We start from the raw sequence: 19,899 nt of genomic DNA, 5'->3' as shown, positions 1-19,899 counted from the left end.
ATGCCCGGTCAGCCGGGACGAGCGGCGTTCCCGCGGGGGTTCTCCTGCAGCCACGTGACGCACTCGTACACGTCGTCGGCGTTGCAGCGCATGTCGTCGAGCGCGACGTGGATGACGACGGTGTCGAGATCCTCGTCGTCCAGCGCGTGGGTGATCGTCTCGACGGCGGCGGCCAGGTCGGTGAGGGTGTTGGACAGGAACGGCAGGCTTCGCGGCCGTCGCAGGCCCGGCGTGCTCTCATCCATCGTGGGCGGCCATCCATGCCGTGAGTCGGTCGATGAGTCCGGCCAGGTGGCCACTGAGCGTGTCGAGGCGGCGGAGCACCGCGTCGTCGATCAGCTGCTGGATCTCGGGCGGCTGTTGCCCCAGGGCGACCGCGTCGAGGTGGTCGGGGTGGTAGCCCAGCGCCGCGGACAGTGATCGCAACGTCCGGAAACTGCGGCGACGTTCCACGCTGTGGAGCTGGATCTCGCGCACGGTCCCCGGCGAGATGCCCGAGCGACGGGCCAGTTCCCCCGGCGGCCAGCCCAGTTCGGCGACGCGCGTGCGGATCGTCAGACCGACCACGGCCCAGTCCATAGTGGATTTTGTCATTGCGGCTCACTCTCTTCGGTGCGGGCGAATGCGTGTCGCGGACTCCGGCGGGGATGGCGAAGCCCGCGACCGCAAGCCTGGGACCGGCGGGGCGTGTTGCGCGTGCGCGCGGCGACATGCGGTTGGACGTGTTCCGACGCCTTGCCCTCGGTTCGGTCGTCGGCCATGTGCGGGACATATGCCCTTGAGGCATATCCCGGCCGAAGGGGCGATTGGCTCGCTCGACCGAGGTCACATAGAGCTTCCGGTCGGCTACGGTGAGACAGACCGCGTCGGGCGCTCCGGAGGCAGGCGACAGTGAACACCGGTACGAACGACTCCCGGGCGCCGATCGACCCGGTGACCTGGGAAGACGGGGAGATGCGCGCAGCACTGGCCTGTCACGACATGCGCACCGTGTTCTTCCTGTTGAGGCGGGTGGGTGTGACTCAGCGGCGGATCGCGGCGTTGACCGGGCTGTCCCAGCCGGAGGTCTCCCGCATCCTGGGCGGTCGCCAGGTCCAGTCCTACGCGGTGCTGGCGCGGATCGCGGACGGCCTGGCGGTGCCTCGCGGGCTGATGGGCCTGGTCTACGCGCCCGAGGTCGACCCCGACACGGTAGACGGAGCGATAGGCCTGGCGTTGTACGGCGCCCGGGTCGTGGAGGAAGGAGGTGCCGCCGTGCAGCGTCGCGCGTTCATCGCACTGGTGGCCCAGGCGGCGATAGCGGGATTGTCCGAGCCCGACCTGGCACGCCTGGCACAGGTGTCCGGGTCGTCGGCCATGGCGGTCTCGCCGGTCGGCAGGGTCGGCGACTCCGATGCCGCCGCCCTGGAAGACACGGTGTCGTTCTTGCGAGCGCAGGACAACCTGTCGGGTGGGGGAGCGGTGCGGGCCGCAGCCACGGGGTATCTGGACTGGGCGGGCACCCTGGCCAATGCGCCCGCGACCGACATCGTGCACCGACGCATCCAGATCGCCCGAGCCGATCTCTACAGCGTGGCGGGGTGGAGCGCGTTCGACGCAGGCGACCATGCCACCGCGCGGCGTCAGTTGGCGACCGGGCTCGCGATCGCGAAGGACGCCGACCAGCCCGATCTCGCGGCAACGGCGTTGTACGAGCTGGGCCGGGTCTTTCTGCATGCCAACGACCCCGATGGGGCGCTCAAGTGTTTCCAGCTCGGACAGGCCGCCGCGCAGGACGCGGACAGTCCCTACGCCTTGGCGCTCGTGCAGATCAATAGTGCGTGGGCCTACAGCGAGATGGGGAAACCGCAGCACGTCTCCTCGTTGTTGGCGCGAGCGTCGGAAGAACTGGAACGCGCTCGCGGTGACGCCCCGAGCTGGCTCGGCTTCATGGGGCACGCGGAGATCCACGGCATTACGGGAATGTGCTACACGGCTCTGTCCGCCCGTGATCGCACCTATGCGGAATCGGCGCTGGAACACGCGAGCTTGTCCTACCACGCCCGCCCCGAGTCTGAGGCCCGGTCGCGCGCGTCCGACCTGCTGGCGATGGCCGCCGCGAACTTCCGCGCGGGCGATCCGGACGCGGGGTGCCGGACCGCGCACGACGCACTGGCCCTGGCCTCGACGGTGCGCTCGTCCCGCCTGACCGATCGCCAGGCGTGGATAGCGCAGGGCGCGAGTCTCTATCCCCGCCATGCCGGGGCACGCGACCTCGTCGCGACACTTGCCACCGTCTAGCTACGAATCAGTCTGCGGGTAGTCCCAGGGCAGTTCCGACCGCGTCCGCACCGCGCACTTGCGCATCGCGTTGGCGACATGGTCCTCCACCGTGCGGACCGAGATGAACAACGCCTCCGCGATCTCCTTGTTCGTGCTGCCCCGCGCCGCCATCCGCGCCACCGACTCCTCGCGCGGCGACAACGCGTCCCCATAACCGCGACGGCCGCCGCGGTGCCGGGGGGTGATTCCGTGTTTGCGCAGTCGGGCCGCGCAGCGGGCGGCGTCCCAGCGGGCGCCCAGGGCGGTGTACACGGCGACGACGTCCAGCATCGGTTGTTTGTCGCCCGCCGCCAGCCGGGCGGCGGCGCGGGCCTCGCGGGCCTGGGCGGCCCAGTACGGGCGGCCGATGTCGTCGTAGGCGGCGGCCGCGGCCTCGAAGCGGTCCAGGCGGCCGGTGGCGTAGCCCGACGCCCACAGGGCCGCGGCAGCGGCGGCGGGCGCGTCACGGTCGGACACCGCCGCCGAGAACTCCGCGTGCAGGGCGCGCGTCGTGTCGATGTCCGCTGCCGCGCAGACCAGCGGCACGATCGGCGCGGCCCACACCCAGTTCCCATGCCGCCGCACCGCGTCCAACGCGGGCCGCAACAACGCCAACGCCTCGTTGTCACGGCCGCCCGACAACGCGATCCGCGCACGCGAGGCCGCGGCACCGACCAACAAGGGAATCTGCAACGCCGCCCCCACCTCGGCCACCCCGCGCAGATCCACCTCCGCGTCGGCCAGGGCGCCGGTCGCCAACGACAGTTCCGCGCTGACCAACCGCGCCTCGATATCCAGCAACGGCAACCGATGCGCCCCCGCGCTCGCCCGTACGTACGCGATCCGGTCGGACAACCCGTCCCAGTGCCCGGCAGCCAGATCCAGCCGCAGCCGCGTGCCCGTGATCAACCGCGCCGTGTACAGCCCGGAGTCCTCGTCCACCAGTGTCGGCATCAACGACAACAGCTCCCGCGCCCGCGCGTCGTGCCCCAGCCACAGCGCCGCGTCCGCGCCGTTGCTCGCCCCGCGCAACAGATGCAGGCGGGCCTCCGGGGACGTGCCGCGGGCCAGTGCCGCGCGCCAGACCGGCCAGCCGTCCGGGTCGCCCGAGTACATCAGGACCGACGCGTGGTTGACGTGCACCGCCGTGTGCACCGCGTGGTCGTCGAAGCTGCCCAGCATGCTCAGCGCACGCGTCGCCCACGCCTGGTGTTCGGCGATGGTGCCCGAGGTGTCGGACGGGATCGCCAGTGCCGCCATCGCGCGGGCGGCCAGGTCGGGGCGGTCGCCGAGTTCGTCCACCGCGGCGCGCAGGGCCTGCCTGCCCGCCCCCGCCTCGCCCGCCTGCGCGATCAGCAGCATGCCCAGGCCGAACCGGATCTCCCCGCGCCATCGCGCGGGCAGCTCGTCCTCGGCGAGCACCGCGCGCAGCGCCGTCACCGCCTCGCTGTGGCGCAGACCGGGTAACGCGGCACGGCTGAGCAATGCCGCGACCCGTGCACGCGTACCCATATCGATTCCGGGCTCCGCGACCACCTCGGCCAACATGTCCACCGCCGTGTCACCGTCGCCCAGCGCGACCGCGCGCGTGGCCGCCGCCTCCGCGTGCCGGACCCAGTCCGAGACCAGACCCGCGTGCCGACAGTGCCGCGCCAACCGCGCGTGCGGCACGGGATCCGCCGATGCCAACGCGGACGCGGCGTTGCGGTGCGCCTTGCGCAGTTCCCCCGGCTGCAACAGGTCGATCACCGCGCGGGTCGCCAGCGCGTGCCGGGTGGCGAACTGGCCGGGCGCGGCCTGGCGCAGCAAACCGTGCAGCAGCGCGCGATCTATCGCGTCGGCCGCCGTCTCCGCGGCCAGTCCGGCCACCCGGGCCAGCAACTCCTCGTCGGCGGGCGCGGCCAGCGTCGCCGCGGCGGCCACCACCTCGCGCACCGCGGGCGGCTGGGTGGCCAGCCGTTCGGCGATCGACCCGCGCAGCGCCACCGGCGCCGACAATCGGTCCAGCACCGAGCGCGGCGCGTCCGCCAGCCGCGGCGCGGGTTCCGCGGGCAGCGCCCTGGACACCTCCTCCACCACGAACGGCACGCCGCCGGTCAACTCGTGTAGACGAACCGCGAACTCGTCGGTGACCCTGGTCAACCCGAGCAGCCCCGCGGCCAGCTCGCCGACCTCGCCGACCCGCAGCGGCCGCACCGTCGTCTCCACCGCGCGCGCCCACCGCGGCAGGTAGCCCGCGAGATCCACGACGGGGCGTTCCATGCGCACGCTCTCCGGCCGGTAAGTCACCAGTATCCGCAGCCGCGGCGGCAGTCCCCGGCAGAGGAAGCGCAGCAGCTCGTAGGTCGCCTCGTCGGACCAGTGCAGATCCTCGACGACCAGCACCGTCGGTCCCAGTTCCGCCAGTGCCGCGCGAATTCTGGGAAAAACGTCCACCCGGTCCAGCCTTCCCACCGGGGGTGTGAACACGTCCACGCCCTTGAAGGCGTCCAGCACCGGGCCAAGTGGGAACGGTTCCCGCAACGGCAGGCACTCGCCCACCAGCCAGTGGTGGTCGACCAGCGCGGGGTGATCGCGCAGCTCCGTGACGATGCGGCTCTTGCCCACCCCCGCCTCGCCCGCGACCAGCAGAAGCGCGGGCGCGGCAACGGAGGACAGCCGGGCCAGCTCACGCGCGCGACCCACCAGCGGCACACGGTCCGGTGCCGGCGGTGATCTGTCCACTGTGGTTCCCAGAGGACCGGTTTCCATGCCACACCCTTTGCCTGGGGCGAACGACGTCTCGGCCGGATGCCGTGCGTTCACCGCGGTTCTGTCCACCGTAGCGCCTGAGTTAAGCCCGTATCACCACGGATTGCAACGCAACCGTCACTGCCACAGCATCGGTTGTGCCAATCCGTGACGATCGCCGACCCGGCGGTCTCGTCCAGGAGGTACTCCCCAGTGACTGCAGAACTCCCACCCGTGCCCGACGAGGACGTCGCGCGCCTCGGCGGCGATGGCAACATCACCCGCAAGCGCCTGCTGCAGCTCGGTGCCCTCGTGGTGCCCGCCGCGGGCCTGGCCGCCGTCACCGCCGGTGGCGGTTTCGCCTCCGCGAGCGTTCCGGACACCGCCCCGGACACCGCGGGCGAGCTGCTCGCCTGCACGCCCGGCCAGGCGACCACCATCGCGCAGACCGAGGGCCCGTACTTCAAGCCGGGTTCGCCCGAGCGCACCTCGATCGTGGAGCCGGGCCGTCCGGGCACCGCGCTGACCGTCAGCGGCTTCGTGTTCAGCCGGTCCTGCAAGCCGCTGGGCCGCGTGCTGCTGGACTTCTGGCAGGCCGACAACGGCGGCAACTACGACAACACCACCTACCGCTACCGCGGCCACCAGTACACGGACGCCAGCGGCAAGTTCACCCTGACCACGATCGTGCCCGGCCTCTACCCCGGCCGCACCCGGCACATCCACGTCAAGGTGCAGAACCCCGGCGGCCGCATCCTGACCACCCAGCTGTACTTCCCGGGTGAGCCGCGCAACAACACCGACACCATCTACGACCGCCGCCTGCTGATGAACGTGCGCACCGTGGGCAACGGCAAGGAAGCCAGCTTCGACTTCGTGTTGAACGTGGCCTGAGTCGCGCTCCCGGCCGCCGTCCGGGATTGTCACGGCAACCGGTAATACCGGGAATGTGACCTCGACGGCGACCGGAATATCCACTGTGGACGGACAGTTCCGGTGGCAGCAAGGAAACGTCCGACGGTGCGACAGCCGCCGCGGGCGGCGCCCACCCGACGCGGCGGCACAACCGAAGGCGGATCGCGCACCTACGCCTCGCGCACCGCCACCGCCCGTCGGGTCCGGCGCCCCCGTGGCCGGGCGACCACCGCCGGACCGGCGGTCGCCCCCGGGTCGGACCGGCCGGGGAACGGCCACGGGGGTAGGGGCGTCGGGCACAGCAGGGCCCGGCGCCCCGTCGTCGTCTCCGGGCGGTCCCCGGAAAGCGCCGGGTCGTCTCCGGCGGGAGACCGACCGGTCGCCGGATCAGAACCGCGAACGTCCATTGTGGACGTCGAGGTGGTAGCCGGAGCGCTCGGAGAAGTCCGCCACCACGCTGAACCGGTCCCCGCGCACCACCGTGTGCCGCCACTCCACCGGCGTCCGGTCGCACACCCCGAGCCGGTCCACCGCCAGCGCCGCGATGCCCGCGGGCGCGCCAAGCAGCCGCCGCTCGCCCACCGTGGGCACCACCGCGCGGATGTGCTCACGCCCGCCGGTCAACCGGATCCCGCAGCGCACGTCGAGTTCGTGGTACAGCGAGCACTCGCGGAAATCGGCCTCCCGCAACGCCGCGGCCAGCGCGAACGGCAGCCACACCCGGTCGACGGCCAGCGGCGCGCCGTCGGCGTGCCGCACCCGCTCCAGGTAGAGCAGCGGCGTCGACTCCTCCAGCCCCAGCCGGGTCGCCACCACACCGTCCGCGCGCACGTCCAGCGCCCGCACCGTGCAGCGCGCCGCCACGCCGCGCGCGCGTGCCTCCGCCAGCAGGCTGTAGAGCGCGCCCAGCGGCGTGGTCAGCTCGGTGACCCGACCCAGCCGCGGCGGCTGTCCGCGCCCGGCGACCACCGTGCCGTCGGCGCGCAGCCTGCGCAGCGCCTCGCGCACCGTGTTGCGGCTGACCGAGTAGGCGGCGGCGAGCGCCAGCTCACCGGGGAAGGCGCGGTCGAACTCGCCCGACTCGACCCGACGCAGCAGGTCGGCGTGCAGCTGCGCCCACAGCGGGGTGGCCAGTGTGCGGTCCAGTCGCGTGGCACCGGAGTTCTCGACGGCGCGGGTCAGCGGGGACACCCCCTCACTGGGGAACGGTGCCGAAGAACCTAGCAGGTGCCGCCCCGCCCGCCCGCACAGCCCGGACCCGCCCGCCCATGGCGGCGGCTCACCCCATGGGGTTCACCGGAACGCCCTCGTGATCGCGCGCCGCCACCCGCTGGCGTGGGAGCGTGAGGCTGTCGAGGTACCACCGGTAGGTGGCGGCGATACCCGCGCGCAGCCGCACCCTGGGCTGCCAGCCCAGCCCGGCCAGTGTGCCGGTGTCGAGCACCTTGCGCGGCACGCCGTCGGGCCTGGTGGGGTCGAACTCGATGGCGCCCGGGTACTCGACGGTGTCGGCGATCATGCGGGCCAGGTCGGCCACGGAGATGTCCCGGCCGGTGCCCACGTTCACCGGCTCCGCGCCGTCGTAGCCCGCCAGCAGCGCGATGCAGGCGTCGGCGAGGTCGTCGGAGTGCAGGAACTCCCGGCGCGGCGTGCCGGTGCCCCAGACGGTGACCGCGGGCGCGCCGGAGACGGTGGCCTCGTGGAAGCGGCGCAGCAGCGCGGCCAGCACGTGCGCGCGGGTGGGGTGGAAGTTGTCGCCGGGGCCGTAGAGGGTCGCGGGCATCGCCACGATCCACGGCAGGCCCTCCTGCTCGCGTACCGCCCGCACGTGCGCGATCCCGGCGAGCTTGCCCAGCGCGTACGCCTGCGCGGTCGGCTCCAGCGGCCCGGACAGCAGCGAGGTCTCCCGGATCGGCTGCCGCGAGTCGCGCGGGTACAGCCGCGCCGAGCCGAGGAACAGCAGCCGGGGAACGCCCACGGTGCGCGCGGCGTCGAGCACCGACAGCTGGATGCGCAGGTTGTCGGACAGGATGTCGGCCGGGTGCGCGGTGGCCGCCGCGATCCCGCCGCCCCGCCCGGCCGCCAGCACCACCACGTCCGGCACCTGCTCGGCCAGGTACCGCGCGGTCGCCGCCCGGTCCCGCAGGTCCACTTCGGACGACGGGGCCAGCGCCAGGTTCTCGTAGCCCTCGGCCAGCAGCCGACGGCACAGCGCCGACCCCACCAGACCGCGGTGGCCCGCGACGAAGATCCGGGCGGCGCGGGTGAGCTCCGGGGCACGCATGGCGATCCTTTCCGGCCGGGTCGCGGCAGTGATCACCGCGGGCACCGGCCAGGATCGCACCTGCGCGCCCGGATCGCCGCCGCCCGGAAGCGCTCGTGGCGCGGGCCGGGGGAGCCGTTCGGCACCGCCCGTGTCGATCACGGCGGCGGATTCTCGCTGGTTACCGCTTTCGAGGGCTCGTTGATGACGGGCTGTGCGTCGCATGGCCCGGATTTCCGTGCTGCCACCACGTTCGGGTGAGTTTCCCGGGTGCGGCCGGGTGGGCTTCCTCGTGGTGAGCGGGCCGGTGGTGGCATCGCCCGTTCGGGTTGTCCTGTGGTGGCCCGGATCCGACGGGTGTGTCCACAATCGAGTATGCCGGGCCGATCATGTACGGGCATGGTCATACGGCCGCGTGTCCTGGTTGACCCACGTCATGGTCGTCCCACGACCCCGCTGAACGATCTCCGCCCCACGTCACCGCTCGCCACGGCTCTAGTGGACAACTTCGCGCGCGACCGCTCCCGCCGACGGTAATGTGGAAATCGGGGGATCCCGGCGAGTTACCCACAACCCCGCCGATTCATCCACAGGCCCACCGCGCCTCTTCCGTGACCCCGACCTGGGCAGATAGGATCGCGCGCAGGCCGGCCCCCGGGTGGGCGGGGCCCTGTCCGCCGGGATGATCTTGGGCGGGATGATCTTGATTGGGACGGCCGCGGGTTCGGGTGGGGTTCGTGGTCGGGTCGATGGTGGTGGACCCGGTGCACGGGCGTCAGTAGGGGGACCAGGCCCAGCGCATGCCGTATCGGCCCTGCACCAGGTCCAGCGCGACCGTGTGGGCCGTGTGCGCGGTATCCAGCGTCACCGCCCGCACCTGCTCCCGCCCGTCCGTCTCCGCGTACTGCACGCAGTACCGCGGCAGTGCCCGCGGATCGAACCGCACCTCCATCAGGTACTCCCGCACCGGTAACCGGCTCAACCGCTGATGCCCCAACGTCACCGGGCGCGGGAACGGCACGTGCCACTCGTGTTCGACCACGATCGTCTCGCGGCGCACCAGCGGATGGTCGAACACCAGCTCGGCCGCCACCTGCCCGGTCCGGTCCACCACCACCCGTCCGATCGTGCAGTTGCGGATGCCGCGGATCACCTGCGGTCGTCCACCCCGCCGTTCGGGCCAGTTGGTCACGACGATCCGGTCCACCCCGTCGCGTTCGGCGCGCAGGAGCTGGCGGGTGCGTTGCAGGCGTTTCGCCCGGTCGGGGCCGATCTCGATCCAGTCGTGGGCGCTGATGCGGGTCAGTTGGGCGTCGTGGCTCAGGTCGAGCTCGGCCATCAGCCTGCGGTAGTCGGCCAGGTCGGACCAGGGGGCCGAGCCCGCGATCGGGGTGGGGGCGCGGCGGGCGGCGCGGCCGCGTGGGCGGGGGGCGTCGAGTGCGCCGCGCAGGGTGCCGCGGTCGAGGTCGAGGAGGTCCTCCAGCTGGTCGAGGGCGGCCAGGGAACGGGGGCGCTCGGGGCGGCTGCGGCCGGTCTGCCAGTAGCTCAGCGTCGCCAGGCTGACCGGCGTGCCGCGGCTGCGCAGCTCCTCGGCCACGCGTTCCAGGGTGGTCCGCGAATCCCGGATGGCCGTGCGCAGGGTGTCGGCGAAGCCGAGTGGGGCGGGGTCGGTCACCCATCGGAAGGTAGCTTCAGCCCCCACTCGGGGGAAGAGGGGTAGCGGGAATCCTCTATTCATCGAATACTCCTCGGGAAAATCGGTGACGCGGTGAAACCGGCGGCGGATTACCCGCTCGCCCGACCGTGTGAGCAGGGTGTTAAGTGTTCACAGACAGCTCTGATAGCCGTGTGTCACCACGGTGACCTGCGGCTGAGGTCACCAATGGGGTATTCGTCGCCCATTCGACCGTATTTCCCGGGGTTGGGAAAGAAACGGCAACATCACGCCGAGCCGCTCCCCTTGCCGACACCGCCGCGATCAGGTCACTATTCGCCGGTAACGCTGTCGGCGGTGGCCGGCAATCCGGAGCCGACGCGGGAGGAACCGTGAAACGCACTCGCCTGTTCGGCTGCGCGCTCGCCGCCGCCGCACTGGTGGTCTCGGCGGTCCCGGCGGAGGCGGCCCAGCAGGCGCGCACCTCGGCCGACTACGCCGTGCTGGGTGTCGACACCGCTCGGGAGCGCACCGCCGTCGCCGCGACCGGTGCCGCGATCAACGGCACCGAGGACGGCCGCACCCTGGTCACCGCCACCCCCGACGAGGTGGCGCTGATCAGAGCGCTCGGTCACGTCGTGGTCTCCGAGGCCCCGCCGCCCGCCCCGCGCGGCGGCACCGGCACGCAGGACTTCCCCAGCTCCGACTCCGGCTACCACAACTACGCCGAGATGGTCGCCGCCATCGACCAGGCCGTCGCCGCGCACCCCGGGATCATCACCAAGCGCGTGATCGGCAAGTCCTACCAGGGCCGCGACATCATCGCCGTCAAGATCTCCGACAACGCCGCCACCGACGAGAACGAACCGGAAGTGCTGTTCACCCACCACCAGCACGCCCGCGAGCACATCACCGTCGAGATGGCCCTCTACCTGATCACCACGCTCACCGACGGCTACACCACCGACAGCCGGGTCAAGAACCTGGTCGACACCCGCGAGATCTGGGTGCTGCCCGACCTCAACCCGGATGGCGGCGAGTACGACATCGCCACCGGCACCTACCGCAGCTGGCGCAAGAACCGCCAGCCCAACGAGGGGTCCACGGCCGTCGGCACGGACCTCAACCGCAACTGGGACTTCAAGTGGGCCTGCTGCAACGGCTCCTCCACGAACCCGGCCTCGGAGACCTACCGCGGCCCGTCCGCGGCGTCGGCGCCCGAGGTGAAGGTCGTGCAGAACTTCGTCAAGAGCCGCGTGGTCGGCGGCAAGCAGCAGATCAGCACCGCGATCGACTTCCACTCCTACGGCGAGCTGGTCATGTGGCCGTTCGGCTGGACGCAGCAGCAGGTCGTCACCGGCATGACCCGCGACCAGTACAACACCTTCGCCACGCTCGGCCGCGCCATGGCGCAGACCAACGGCTACACCGCCGAGCAGGACTCCACGCTCTACATCACCGACGGCGCGATCGACGACTACCTGTGGGGCACGCAGAAGATCTACGCGTTCACCATCGAGATGTACCCGACGGGTTCGTCGGGCGGCGGTTTCTACCCGCCCGACGAGGTGATCGCCCGGGAGACCGCGCGCAACAAGGCCGCCGTGCTGCACCTGCTCGACTTCTCCGACTGTCCACCCCGGGCAATCGGTAAGTCCTGTTAGGACACTTGAGGTGGACGGTGTGGACGGCAACGTCCCCACCCCGGACGCCCACCACAGAGACGGCCTGCGACTCACCTGCTGGGTGTGCCGCCGGCTCCCGCCGCCGGGTCCGTCAGGGGCGCGATGGACCCGGCGGCGGATCCCGAGGACATCACCGCGCGGGAAACGTCCCCACAGAGACAAGTCACCACAGAGGCAAGTCACCGCACAGGCACGTCACCGCACAGGCACGTCACTGTAGTTCGGCGCAGGTCGCGCGGATGTCGTGCGCCAGCTCGTCGTCCGGTCCGACGACGCGTTCGACGTCGGCCAGCAGCTGCCACAGCATCCGCACCCCCTCGGCGTGCTGCCCGGCGTTCGCCACCCAGCACGCGTGGTGGTGGCGCAGCAGCAGGGTCAGCGGGTCGTCGGCGCCGCGCGCGGAGGTCGACGCCCGGACCGCCGCGCCGAAGTTGTCCCGCGCGCCCACCACGTCCCCCGCGGACCCGGCCCACCGCGCGAACTCCAGCCAGGTACGCAGCGTGTCCTCGTGCTCGACCCCCAGCGTCCGCGTACGGATGCCGAGCACGGCCGCGAGCCGATCCCGGGCGGCCGCCGGGTCACCTCCCTCCCCGGCCCACACCGCCACGTCGAACCAGGCGGCCAGGGTCGTGGGCGCGTTCGGGCCGTCCCGGCGCTCATACCCCTCGGCGACGCCCTGCAGGTAGGTGCGCGCCAGGTCCAGCTCGCCGACGCCCCACAGGTACACCGACAGGTGGTGATACACGGCGAGGACCTGGTCGTGCTCCTCGCCCAGCACGCGGATCAGATCCCCGATCAGGTCCTGGTACCGCTGCCGGATGGTCGCGTCGTCGTCCGAGCTCCCGTCCCACGTCACGAACGCGACCCTGACGTCCAGGGTGATGAGCGAGTCCGGTCCCCGCGCCTCGGCGCACACCCGCACCAGCGCCTCGTACTCGTCGCGCACCTCGGCCACCGGCCCGAACAGGGCGAACACGCGCACGGCTGCCGAGCGCGTCCACACCGTGTCCGGGTGACCGGCACCCATGACGCGGGTCCGGTCGGCGGCCAGGGACACGTACTCGTCCCGGGCCCGCCGCGGGTCGCCCGACTGCTCGATCTGGAACGCGTGGCTGTGCCGGGCCCGCAGCGTGCCGGGGTGATCGGCGCCCAACACCCGCGTGTAGTCCGGCAGCACGGCGGCGAGCAGGGCCGCGGCCCCGGCGAAGTCGCCCGACGTCCCGGCGTCCTCGGCCAGCTTGCGCCTTGTCGACAGGGTGTACGGGTGGTCGGGTCCGTGGGCACGTTCCAGCGCCACGAGCACCTCCGCCAGCCGCGCGAGACCGGCGTCCGGGTCGCCCGCCTCGCCCACCCAGGTCGCGTGGTCGACCCGGGTGATCAGGGTGTCCACGTGGTCCGGGCCGAGCACCCGCACGTGGTCGGCGATGATGTCGGCCAGCTGGTCGCGCGCGGTGGCCGCGTCGCCTGCCAGGCCGATGCCCACGGCGAGGCACCGCCACGCGCGCAGGGTGTCCGGGTGGCCGTGGCCGAGCACGCGGGCGAACGCCTCCGCGAGATCGCCGAGCTCGTCCCGGGCGGCGTCCAGGTCGTCGTCGCAGAACGCGTGGTTGAGCCGGGTGCGCAGGGTCAGCGGGTGCTCGGCGCCCAGCCGCCCGGCCCGGACGGGCACGAGCGCCGCGAAGTGTTCGCGCGCCGTCTCCCACTGGCCCGCGTGGGCCTGCCAGTACGCGAGGTTGTGCCGGGCGGTCAGCGTCTCCGGGTGCTCCGGGCCCAGGGTCTGCCGCCTGCCCGCCAGCTGCCGGGTGTGGTGCCGCACCCGCTCGACGGCCACCCGCATCGGGACCGCGGGCTCGTCGACGAACGGGTTGCCGTCGATGTCCTCGACCGCGGGGTTCGCGCCCCTGGTCAGCGCGATGGCGCCGGTCGTGTTCACCTCCTTGCGGCTCGGCCTGGGCAGGCCGCGGGTGGTCAGATCCCGGTCCACCCGGGCGAAGACCTGGTCCAGGTTGAGCGGTTCGGCGTCGTCCAGCGCGGCGAGCAGCGCGCCGGTGAACGCGGTGTGCGTCGCGCCGACCGGCGCGGCGGAGGTCGAGTTGGCCTCGCTGGACACCATCAGGTACGTCCCCGCGACGTCCAGCTGCCCCACCACGGCCGCGCGCTCGTTCGCCATCGCGGTGATCGCCCGCCCGGAGAAGCAGCAGTCCAGCACCAGGACCCTGGACCGGGCACCGCTGTTGCCGATGTCCTCGCGCAGCACGTCCACCGGGACGGCGGTGTAGCGCAGCGAGCCCTGCGTGGTGGCGGGCAGTGCCAGGTAGAGGCGGCCGCGCGCGTCCAGCAGGCCGTGCCCGGCGTAGTAGACCAGCAGCAGGTCGGTGGCCTGGTCGGCGGCCGCGGCCAGGGCCGAGCCGACCGTCTCGGCGTCCACCGGGTCGGGCAGCACGGCGCAATGCGCCTCGCGGAACGTGCCCGTCACCGGGTCGGCCAGCCGCGCCCCCAGGTCCCGCAGGTTCTCGCGCACGGCGGGCAGGTCCGGCAGCCCGTCGTCCCGTGGGCAGCCGCTGGTGCCGAACAGGACCGCGCGGGACCGCTCGGCGTCGGGGAAGACCAGCACGTCAGGTCATCGCCCTGCCCTCTGGCCCGTTACACGGTGTACGGCCGGACCGGACGGCGTCCGGTCCGGTCAATCCACAGTGGACGGATGGAAACCCTTGGGGCGGCCGAGAAAATCGGTGGTCGAGAGGCTGGATTGGGCTATCCGGCGTCTGCCGAACAAGCCGAATCGGGCACTACTCTGTCGATCATGTCCCGCGCCTCCCGCCGCCTCGTGCCCGCCGCGGTCGCCACCGTGCTGCTGCCCCTGCTGGTCACGTCCGCCCAGGCGGCCGGGCGCGGACCGCTGCTCTCCGCAGGCCCGCTGCCGTTGCCGCCCGGCCAGACCGGCGCGTCCGTGGTCGACGTGAACGAGCGCGGCGACATCGTCGGCGAGAGCGGCGGCCCCACGCACGTGGCCCTCTGGCGCGGCGACGGCGTCACCGACCTCGGCGCGGGCTCCCCGACCGGGATCAACGACCGCGGCCAGGTCGCGGGCACCGAGTACATCGCGGGCCCGAGCGGCACCTACGAGCGCACCCCCAAGATCTGGTACCGCGGCGCCATCACGGTGATCACCCTGCCCAACCGCGGCTACGTCGCCACCGGCCCGATCGCCGAGGACGGCACCGTCCCGGTCACCTTCCCGAACTCCGTGCAGGGCTACCACATGGAGAACATCGGCTACTGGAAGGACGGCACCTACACCGCCCTGTCCGCGCCCAGCTCGAACGGCCCGCACCTGAGCCTCAACGTCGTCAACAACCGTGGACTCACCGCCGGTTCGTATCTTCCCATGTTCGGCACCCGCGCCTACGCTTTCCGCTGCCAGCTCACGGCATGCGTCGAACTCCCGACCATTTCGGACGCGACCGGCAACCCTGCGCCGGTCGCGGCCAACGATCGCGGGGTGGTCGTCGGCAACATCGGCGCCACCGCCGTGCGCTGGGAGGGAAGCGCGGTCACACCGTTGCCCGCGCTTCCCGGGGGCGGCGCGACCCGGGTCTCGGCCAACCGGCAGGCGGTCAACCAGCGCGGCGACGTCGTCGGCACCTCCGGCGACCGCGCGGTCCTGTGGCGCGCCGGGCAGGCCGTCGACCTGGGCTCGCCGCTGGGCGGGGCGAGCGCGGCCGTCGCGGTCAACGACCTGGGCGACGTCGTCGGGTACACCAGCTCGCCGGACGGCGCGCAGCGGCACGTCTTCCTGTGGCGCGACGGCAAGGCGACCGACCTGGGCACCGCGGGCGCGCCGAACGCCGTGCCGGTGGGCCTGAACAACCACGGCGTGATCATCGGCCGGGCCGACCTGGGCGCGCCCACCTACGGCACGCTCCCGTTGCGCTGGGTCGTGCGAACCCGCTGACACCTGGCCGATCGCCACGTGGCCGATGTGGATGCGCGGTTCGCCGAACCCGCTGTATCCCCGTACGCGCACCACTAATGTGTCGTCATGGCGCACCTGTTGGGGCCGATCGGGCTGAGCGAGACGGACAACGCGGTCTATCTGGCACTGGCAGGCCGCGCGCCACGCGGGACCGCGCAGGAGATCGCCGACGCCACCGAACTGGGCCTGCCCGCCGTGCGCCGTTCCCTGCGCGTGCTCACCGAGTCCGGGTTGGTCACCACGTTGCTCGCCCGCCCCGTGCGGTACGTGGTGGCGCCGCCGGACATCTCCATCGACGCGCTGATCTCGCGCCGACAGCAGGAACTGGAAGGTCTGCGCGCCGACGCCCGCCGACTCGCCCTGCGGCTGCGGGAGACCCGGGTCACCACCGAGTCCGGTCTGGTGGAGATCCTGGAGGGCCAGGACGCGATCGCGCACAGCCTGGCGCACCTGCAGCTCGGTGCCCGGGACGAGGTGCTGATCATCGACGCGCCGCCCTACCTGTACGGCACGCCGGTCCAGAACGAGCAGGAGTTCGTCGCGCTCGACCGCGGCGTCGGCTACCGCAGCCTCTACCACGGCCCGGCGCTGCGGCTGCCCGGCCACTACGACCAGATGATGGCCTGCGTCGCGGCGGGGGAGCGGGCCCGCACGCTGGCCTCGGCGCCGATGAAGATGCTGATCGTCGACCGCCGGGTGGCGCTGATGCCGGTGTCGTTCGCCGCCGACGAGACCCGCACCCGCCTGCTCGTGCACGCCCCGCCCCTGGTCGAGGGCCTGGTGATGTGCTTCGAGGCGCTGTGGGACCAGGCCGCGCCGGTGCACGACGGCGGCACCGGCGACGGCGCCGTGCCGCTGTCCGAGCGCGACCGGCGGGTGCTCTCGCTGATGGCCGCGGGCCTCAAGGACCAGGCGATCGCCCGCGCCCTGGGCGTCGCGCAGCGCACCGTGGTCCGCCGGATCGGCGAGATGATGACGACGCTGGGCGCCGAGACCCGCTTCCAGGCGGGCCTGCTGGCCGCCCGACGGGGGTGGATCTGACCGGATCACCCCCGGTTTGGTGACACCGAGTGAGACCGAGGTGACGCTGCGCCGCCGGAGTGGTCGCCCGGCCCGGGGGTTGTGCGCCCGGACGAGAAGCGTAGCGTCGAGGTGTCCGATCTTTCCCATCCTCGAACCAGAGATCCGGTGACGCTGCGGCGGAGATGCCATTCGGGTGTCCAGACCGAACTCGGACCACATTTTCTTCGTGGCCGCCCCGAACGAGGGAGCGCCACATGAGGCCCAACCGACCCGAGATGTCGGTCTCGCACGATCGACTGGCCCCCGTGCTGCGCTTGCGCGGGGACATCGACCTGGCCACCTACCCGACCGTGGAGGCCGCGCTGGCCGTGCGCCTGAGCCGCGCCCCCCGGGTGCTCGTCGTCGACCTGTCCGAGGTCGGATTCATCGGCTCCAGCGGCCTTCTGCTGCTGGCCCGCACCCGCGAGGACACCGACGGCCGCATCATGGTCGCCGGTTGCGTCCCCGGCGTCCTGCGCGCCATGGAGGTCACCGGCCTCCTGGGCACCATCAGCCCCTACCGCACGGTGGGCGACGCGCTGGCCAGCGTGGCGGAATGCTGATCGCCCCGTGCAGCACGGGATCCTCATGCACTGACCGAATGGCCGTGACGGTCACATAACCGGCGGCGAGTAGTGCCGCGTCCGTGTCCGGCGCGGGTTCCGCGTCTGTCTCGACAGTGGTGACGGAAATGGTGCCGTCCTCCAGCCGTTCGATCACGCTCTGGACGGAACCGAACTCGGCCAACCGCGCCCACCGGATCCCACGCAGCTCATCGACGGGCACGTTGGGCACGTTCACGTTGAACATGCTGCCCGGCGGCGTATCCGCGACGATCGCGAACACGTCGTCGAACACGGACGCGGCCGTCTCCCAGTGCACCTGACCGTCCACGAACCCGGTGTCGAGCGAGAACGCGACCGCCCTGATCCCCACCACCCCCGCGGTCAACGCGGCCCCGACCGTGCCGGAGTGGATGATCGCCCGCCCCAGGTTCGCCCCGAGGTTGATCCCCGACAACACGATCTCCGGCACGGGCCCGAACCCGCCCCGCGCCGCGATGAGCGTGATCAGCCCCGGATGCGCCGGAAGCGCGTACCCGCTCGGATGCTCCTCGAACGGCACCCGGTGATGATCGGCCGCGGTGGTCAGACTGGCCCCGGTCCCACTCGCCTCGGTCGCGGGCGCCGCCGTCGTCGTGCTCAACCCGGCCCGCGCCGCGGCCGCCGCCAACGCGACCAACCCGGGAGACCCGATCCCATCGTCATTCGTGATGAGGGCGTGCACCCATCCTCCCCATTCCGCGCCACCCGACCCAACCCCTGCCACCGCCGAGCACCGGCCCAGGACCACGCCACCCACCCACCCGGGGGGCGAACCCGCCCTATACGAGGAACCCTAGGCGATCTTGCTGGTTGTCAATATCCCCCGACCGGGACCTGTGGATGGATCGGCGGGGTTGTGGACAAACCCGTCCCGCGCCGTCCGACATGCCGACCGGTGATCCACTAGCGTTCGGTGCATGACGGAGCGGCGCGCGATTCTCAGTGGCTCGACCTTCGAGGAGCTGGTCGGCTATGCCCGAGCCGTGGTCGACGGCGACCGGGTGCACGTGTCCGGCACCACCGGCTTCGACTACACCACCATGACGATCTCCGACGACGTGGTCGAGCAGGCCGAACAGTGCCTGCGCAACATCGAGGCCGCGCTCGTCGAGGCCGACTGCACCTTCGCCGACGTCGTGCGGGTGCGCTACCTACTGCCCGAGCGGGACGACTTCGAACCGTGCTGGCCCGCCCTGCGCCGCTGTTTCGGGGAGGTCCGGCCCGCCGCCACGATGCTGGTGTGCGGGCTGTCCGATCCCCGCATGCGAATCGAGATCGAGGTGGAGGCGCGGCGGGCCGCGCGGTGACCGGCGGCGGTCGAGCGGTGTGTCGGTGCGGTGCTGCATGCTGGTGCGGTGACCACCGAGCCGCTGTTCCCCGCCGCCGTCGAGGATCCCGTGTACGCGGGGCTGGCCTCGGTCGCCCGCCAGGAAGCCGCCCGGTTCGCTGATCGCAACCTCCGGGTGCGCCGGTCCGCGGTGGTGCACGCGGTCCGGATGACGCCCTGGGTCGCCGGGCTCACCATGCCCGCGCCCGCGTGCGGTCAGGGCTGGTCCGGGGCGGGCGCGGGCGAGCTGCACCCGGCCGCCGACCCGGTCAACTGCGGCCACTGCCTGGCCTCCGCCGAGGCCCGTGCCGCCGCCGTCGCCGGGGGATCCGGGTCGCAGCCACAGCTGCCGTTCCCGGCATGATCTCCGTGGTCGGCGAGGCGCTGGTCGACCTCATCGCCGGGCCGGACGGCCGCACCTTCACCGCGCACCCCGGCGGCAGCCCCGCCAACGTCGCCGTCGGGCTGGCCAGGCTGGGCACCGCGACCGCCCTGCACACCCATCTCGGCGACGACCTGTTCGGCCGCTTCCTGCGCGATCACCTGGCGGCGGAAGGCGTCCCGGTCGACCTCCTGCCCGCCCGGGACCCGGGCACCAGCGTGGCTTTCGCCGCCACCGACCAGGACGGCGTCGCCGCCTACGACTTCCGCATCGGCTGGGACGTCACCCGGATCCCGGCCGCCCGCGTCCTGCACACCGGCTCCCTCGCCGCCGCCCTCGCGCCCGGACCGGTCGAGGCCGCCATGGACGCCGCCGCCACCGTCTCCTACGACCCCAACATCCGGCCCGCCCTCGCCGGGCCGCGCGCGGCCGAACGGGCCAGGGTCGAGCGGCAGGTCGGCAAGGCGGACATCGTGAAGGCCAGCGCCGACGACCTCGCCTGGCTCTACCCCGGCGCCGATCCGCGCGAGCGGGCGGCCGACTGGCTGGCCCGCGGACCGCGGCTGGTGGTGGTCACGCTCGGCCCGGACGGGGCGTACGCGGTGACCCAGGACGGTCAAGTCACCCGATCGTGCGGGCCGGTCACCGTGGTGGACACGGTGGGCGCAGGCGATTCCTTCACCGCCGCGCTGCTGCACGCGCTCGACCGCGCGGGCGCCCTGGAACACGGGTCGGACCGCCCGGAAGACCTTGTTGCCGCGCTCGACCTGGCGAACGCGGCCGCGGCCGTCACCTGTGGCCGGGCGGGCGCCGACCCGCCGACGGCGGACGAGATCGACTACGGAAAGTTCACCCGAACCGGGGGCGAAGTCCCGGGGGACGCGGACTGAGCGCTCGCGAAACTCGTCGCGTTGGGTAGTAACCACCCCCGGACGACTCCACGGTCGGGGTAACGCCCTGCCGACTTCCGGGTGACTGTGCGACGAGAACACCCGAACG

Annotated in this window: 17 protein-coding genes; 9 read left to right on the top strand and 8 right to left on the bottom strand. The window is 72.4% G+C overall.

Going from position 1 to position 19,899, the window contains the following annotated elements:
• Positions 1-8: 8 nt before the first annotated feature.
• Together C503_RS0125270 and C503_RS0125265 are read right to left on the bottom strand one after the other, a co-directional pair.
• On the bottom strand, positions 9-245 hold the full coding sequence (locus C503_RS0125270) for a hypothetical protein (RefSeq protein WP_018685016.1): 237 nt from the start codon (positions 243-245) through the stop codon (positions 9-11).
• On the bottom strand, positions 238-594 hold the full coding sequence (locus C503_RS0125265; protein ID WP_026316684.1) for a helix-turn-helix domain-containing protein: 357 nt from the start codon (positions 592-594) through the stop codon (positions 238-240). Before C503_RS0125265 ends, C503_RS0125270 begins: the two co-directional genes overlap by 8 nt.
• A gap of 297 nt (positions 595-891) precedes the next feature.
• On the opposite strand from C503_RS0125265, the gene C503_RS0125260 reads away from it, so the two are divergent.
• On the top strand, positions 892-2,280 hold the full coding sequence (locus C503_RS0125260; protein WP_018685014.1) for a helix-turn-helix domain-containing protein: 1,389 nt from the start codon (positions 892-894) through the stop codon (positions 2,278-2,280).
• Here C503_RS0125260 and C503_RS0125255 read toward each other — a convergent pair whose 3' ends face one another.
• Positions 2,281-4,986 (bottom strand): ATP-binding protein, encoded by a 2,706-nt coding sequence (locus C503_RS0125255; RefSeq protein WP_169514611.1) that lies wholly within the window; start codon positions 4,984-4,986, stop codon positions 2,281-2,283.
• Positions 4,987-5,244: 258 nt separating this feature from the next.
• On the opposite strand from C503_RS0125255, the gene C503_RS42735 reads away from it, so the two are divergent.
• Entirely contained in the window at positions 5,245-5,925 is a 681-nt protein-coding gene (locus C503_RS42735) for a dioxygenase family protein (protein WP_084477309.1), read from the top strand.
• 408 nt (positions 5,926-6,333) lie between these two features.
• Here C503_RS42735 and C503_RS0125245 read toward each other — a convergent pair whose 3' ends face one another.
• The 3 genes from C503_RS0125245 to C503_RS46200 form a co-directional block, all read right to left on the bottom strand.
• Positions 6,334-7,137, bottom strand: a complete 804-nt coding sequence (locus C503_RS0125245; protein WP_018685011.1) for a UTRA domain-containing protein — start codon at positions 7,135-7,137, stop codon at positions 6,334-6,336.
• Between the two features lie 88 nt (positions 7,138-7,225).
• Complete coding sequence (locus C503_RS0125240; RefSeq protein WP_018685010.1) at positions 7,226-8,371, bottom strand: GDP-L-fucose synthase family protein; 1,146 nt, start codon at positions 8,369-8,371, stop codon at positions 7,226-7,228.
• Positions 8,372-8,984: 613 nt separating this feature from the next.
• Entirely contained in the window at positions 8,985-9,884 is a 900-nt protein-coding gene (locus C503_RS46200; RefSeq protein ID WP_018685009.1) for a hypothetical protein, read from the bottom strand.
• A gap of 371 nt (positions 9,885-10,255) precedes the next feature.
• Here C503_RS46200 and C503_RS0125230 point away from each other — a divergent pair, with 371 nt between their 5' ends.
• Entirely contained in the window at positions 10,256-11,527 is a 1,272-nt protein-coding gene (locus C503_RS0125230; protein ID WP_018685008.1) for a M14 family metallopeptidase, read from the top strand.
• Positions 11,528-11,759: 232 nt separating this feature from the next.
• Here C503_RS0125230 and C503_RS43585 read toward each other — a convergent pair whose 3' ends face one another.
• Positions 11,760-14,162 (bottom strand): caspase, EACC1-associated type, encoded by a 2,403-nt coding sequence (locus tag C503_RS43585; protein WP_018685007.1) that lies wholly within the window; start codon positions 14,160-14,162, stop codon positions 11,760-11,762.
• 189 nt (positions 14,163-14,351) lie between these two features.
• On the opposite strand from C503_RS43585, the gene C503_RS0125215 reads away from it, so the two are divergent.
• The 3 genes from C503_RS0125215 (at position 14,352) to C503_RS0125205 (ending at position 17,149) form a co-directional block, all read left to right on the top strand.
• Positions 14,352-15,503 carry a hypothetical protein gene (locus C503_RS0125215; protein ID WP_018685006.1) on the top strand — a complete coding sequence of 384 codons (1,152 nt, stop codon included), beginning with the start codon at positions 14,352-14,354 and terminating at the stop codon, positions 15,501-15,503.
• Between the two features lie 87 nt (positions 15,504-15,590).
• Entirely contained in the window at positions 15,591-16,565 is a 975-nt protein-coding gene (locus C503_RS0125210; RefSeq protein ID WP_018685005.1) for a helix-turn-helix transcriptional regulator, read from the top strand.
• A gap of 236 nt (positions 16,566-16,801) precedes the next feature.
• On the top strand, positions 16,802-17,149 hold the full coding sequence (locus C503_RS0125205) for an STAS domain-containing protein (protein WP_018685004.1): 348 nt from the start codon (positions 16,802-16,804) through the stop codon (positions 17,147-17,149).
• Here the strand turns inward: C503_RS0125205 and surE are convergent.
• Positions 17,097-17,873 (bottom strand): 5'/3'-nucleotidase SurE, encoded by a 777-nt coding sequence (gene surE / locus C503_RS40785; RefSeq protein WP_018685003.1) that lies wholly within the window; start codon positions 17,871-17,873, stop codon positions 17,097-17,099. The genes C503_RS0125205 and surE overlap by 53 nt on opposite strands.
• Positions 17,874-18,108: 235 nt before the next feature.
• Here surE and C503_RS0125195 point away from each other — a divergent pair, with 235 nt between their 5' ends.
• The 3 genes from C503_RS0125195 to C503_RS40775 are packed head-to-tail and all read left to right on the top strand — an operon-like array spanning position 18,109 to position 19,790.
• On the top strand, positions 18,109-18,498 hold the full coding sequence (locus C503_RS0125195) for a RidA family protein (RefSeq protein ID WP_018685002.1): 390 nt from the start codon (positions 18,109-18,111) through the stop codon (positions 18,496-18,498).
• 48 nt (positions 18,499-18,546) lie between these two features.
• The gene (locus C503_RS40780) at positions 18,547-18,882 is read left to right on the top strand and encodes a hypothetical protein (RefSeq protein WP_018685001.1); all 336 of its coding nucleotides are present in this window, start codon (positions 18,547-18,549) and stop codon (positions 18,880-18,882) included.
• The gene (locus C503_RS40775) at positions 18,879-19,790 is read left to right on the top strand and encodes a carbohydrate kinase family protein (protein WP_018685000.1); all 912 of its coding nucleotides are present in this window, start codon (positions 18,879-18,881) and stop codon (positions 19,788-19,790) included. Before C503_RS40780 ends, C503_RS40775 begins: the two co-directional genes overlap by 4 nt.
• Positions 19,791-19,899 lie beyond the last annotated feature (109 nt).

Origin of the sequence: Actinokineospora enzanensis DSM 44649, assembly GCF_000374445.1 — a bacterium.
GTDB classification, from domain to species: domain Bacteria; phylum Actinomycetota; class Actinomycetes; order Mycobacteriales; family Pseudonocardiaceae; genus Actinokineospora; species Actinokineospora enzanensis.
The sequence above is the reverse complement of the archived record's forward strand: the minus strand, read 5'-3'. Positions and strand labels throughout refer to the sequence as shown.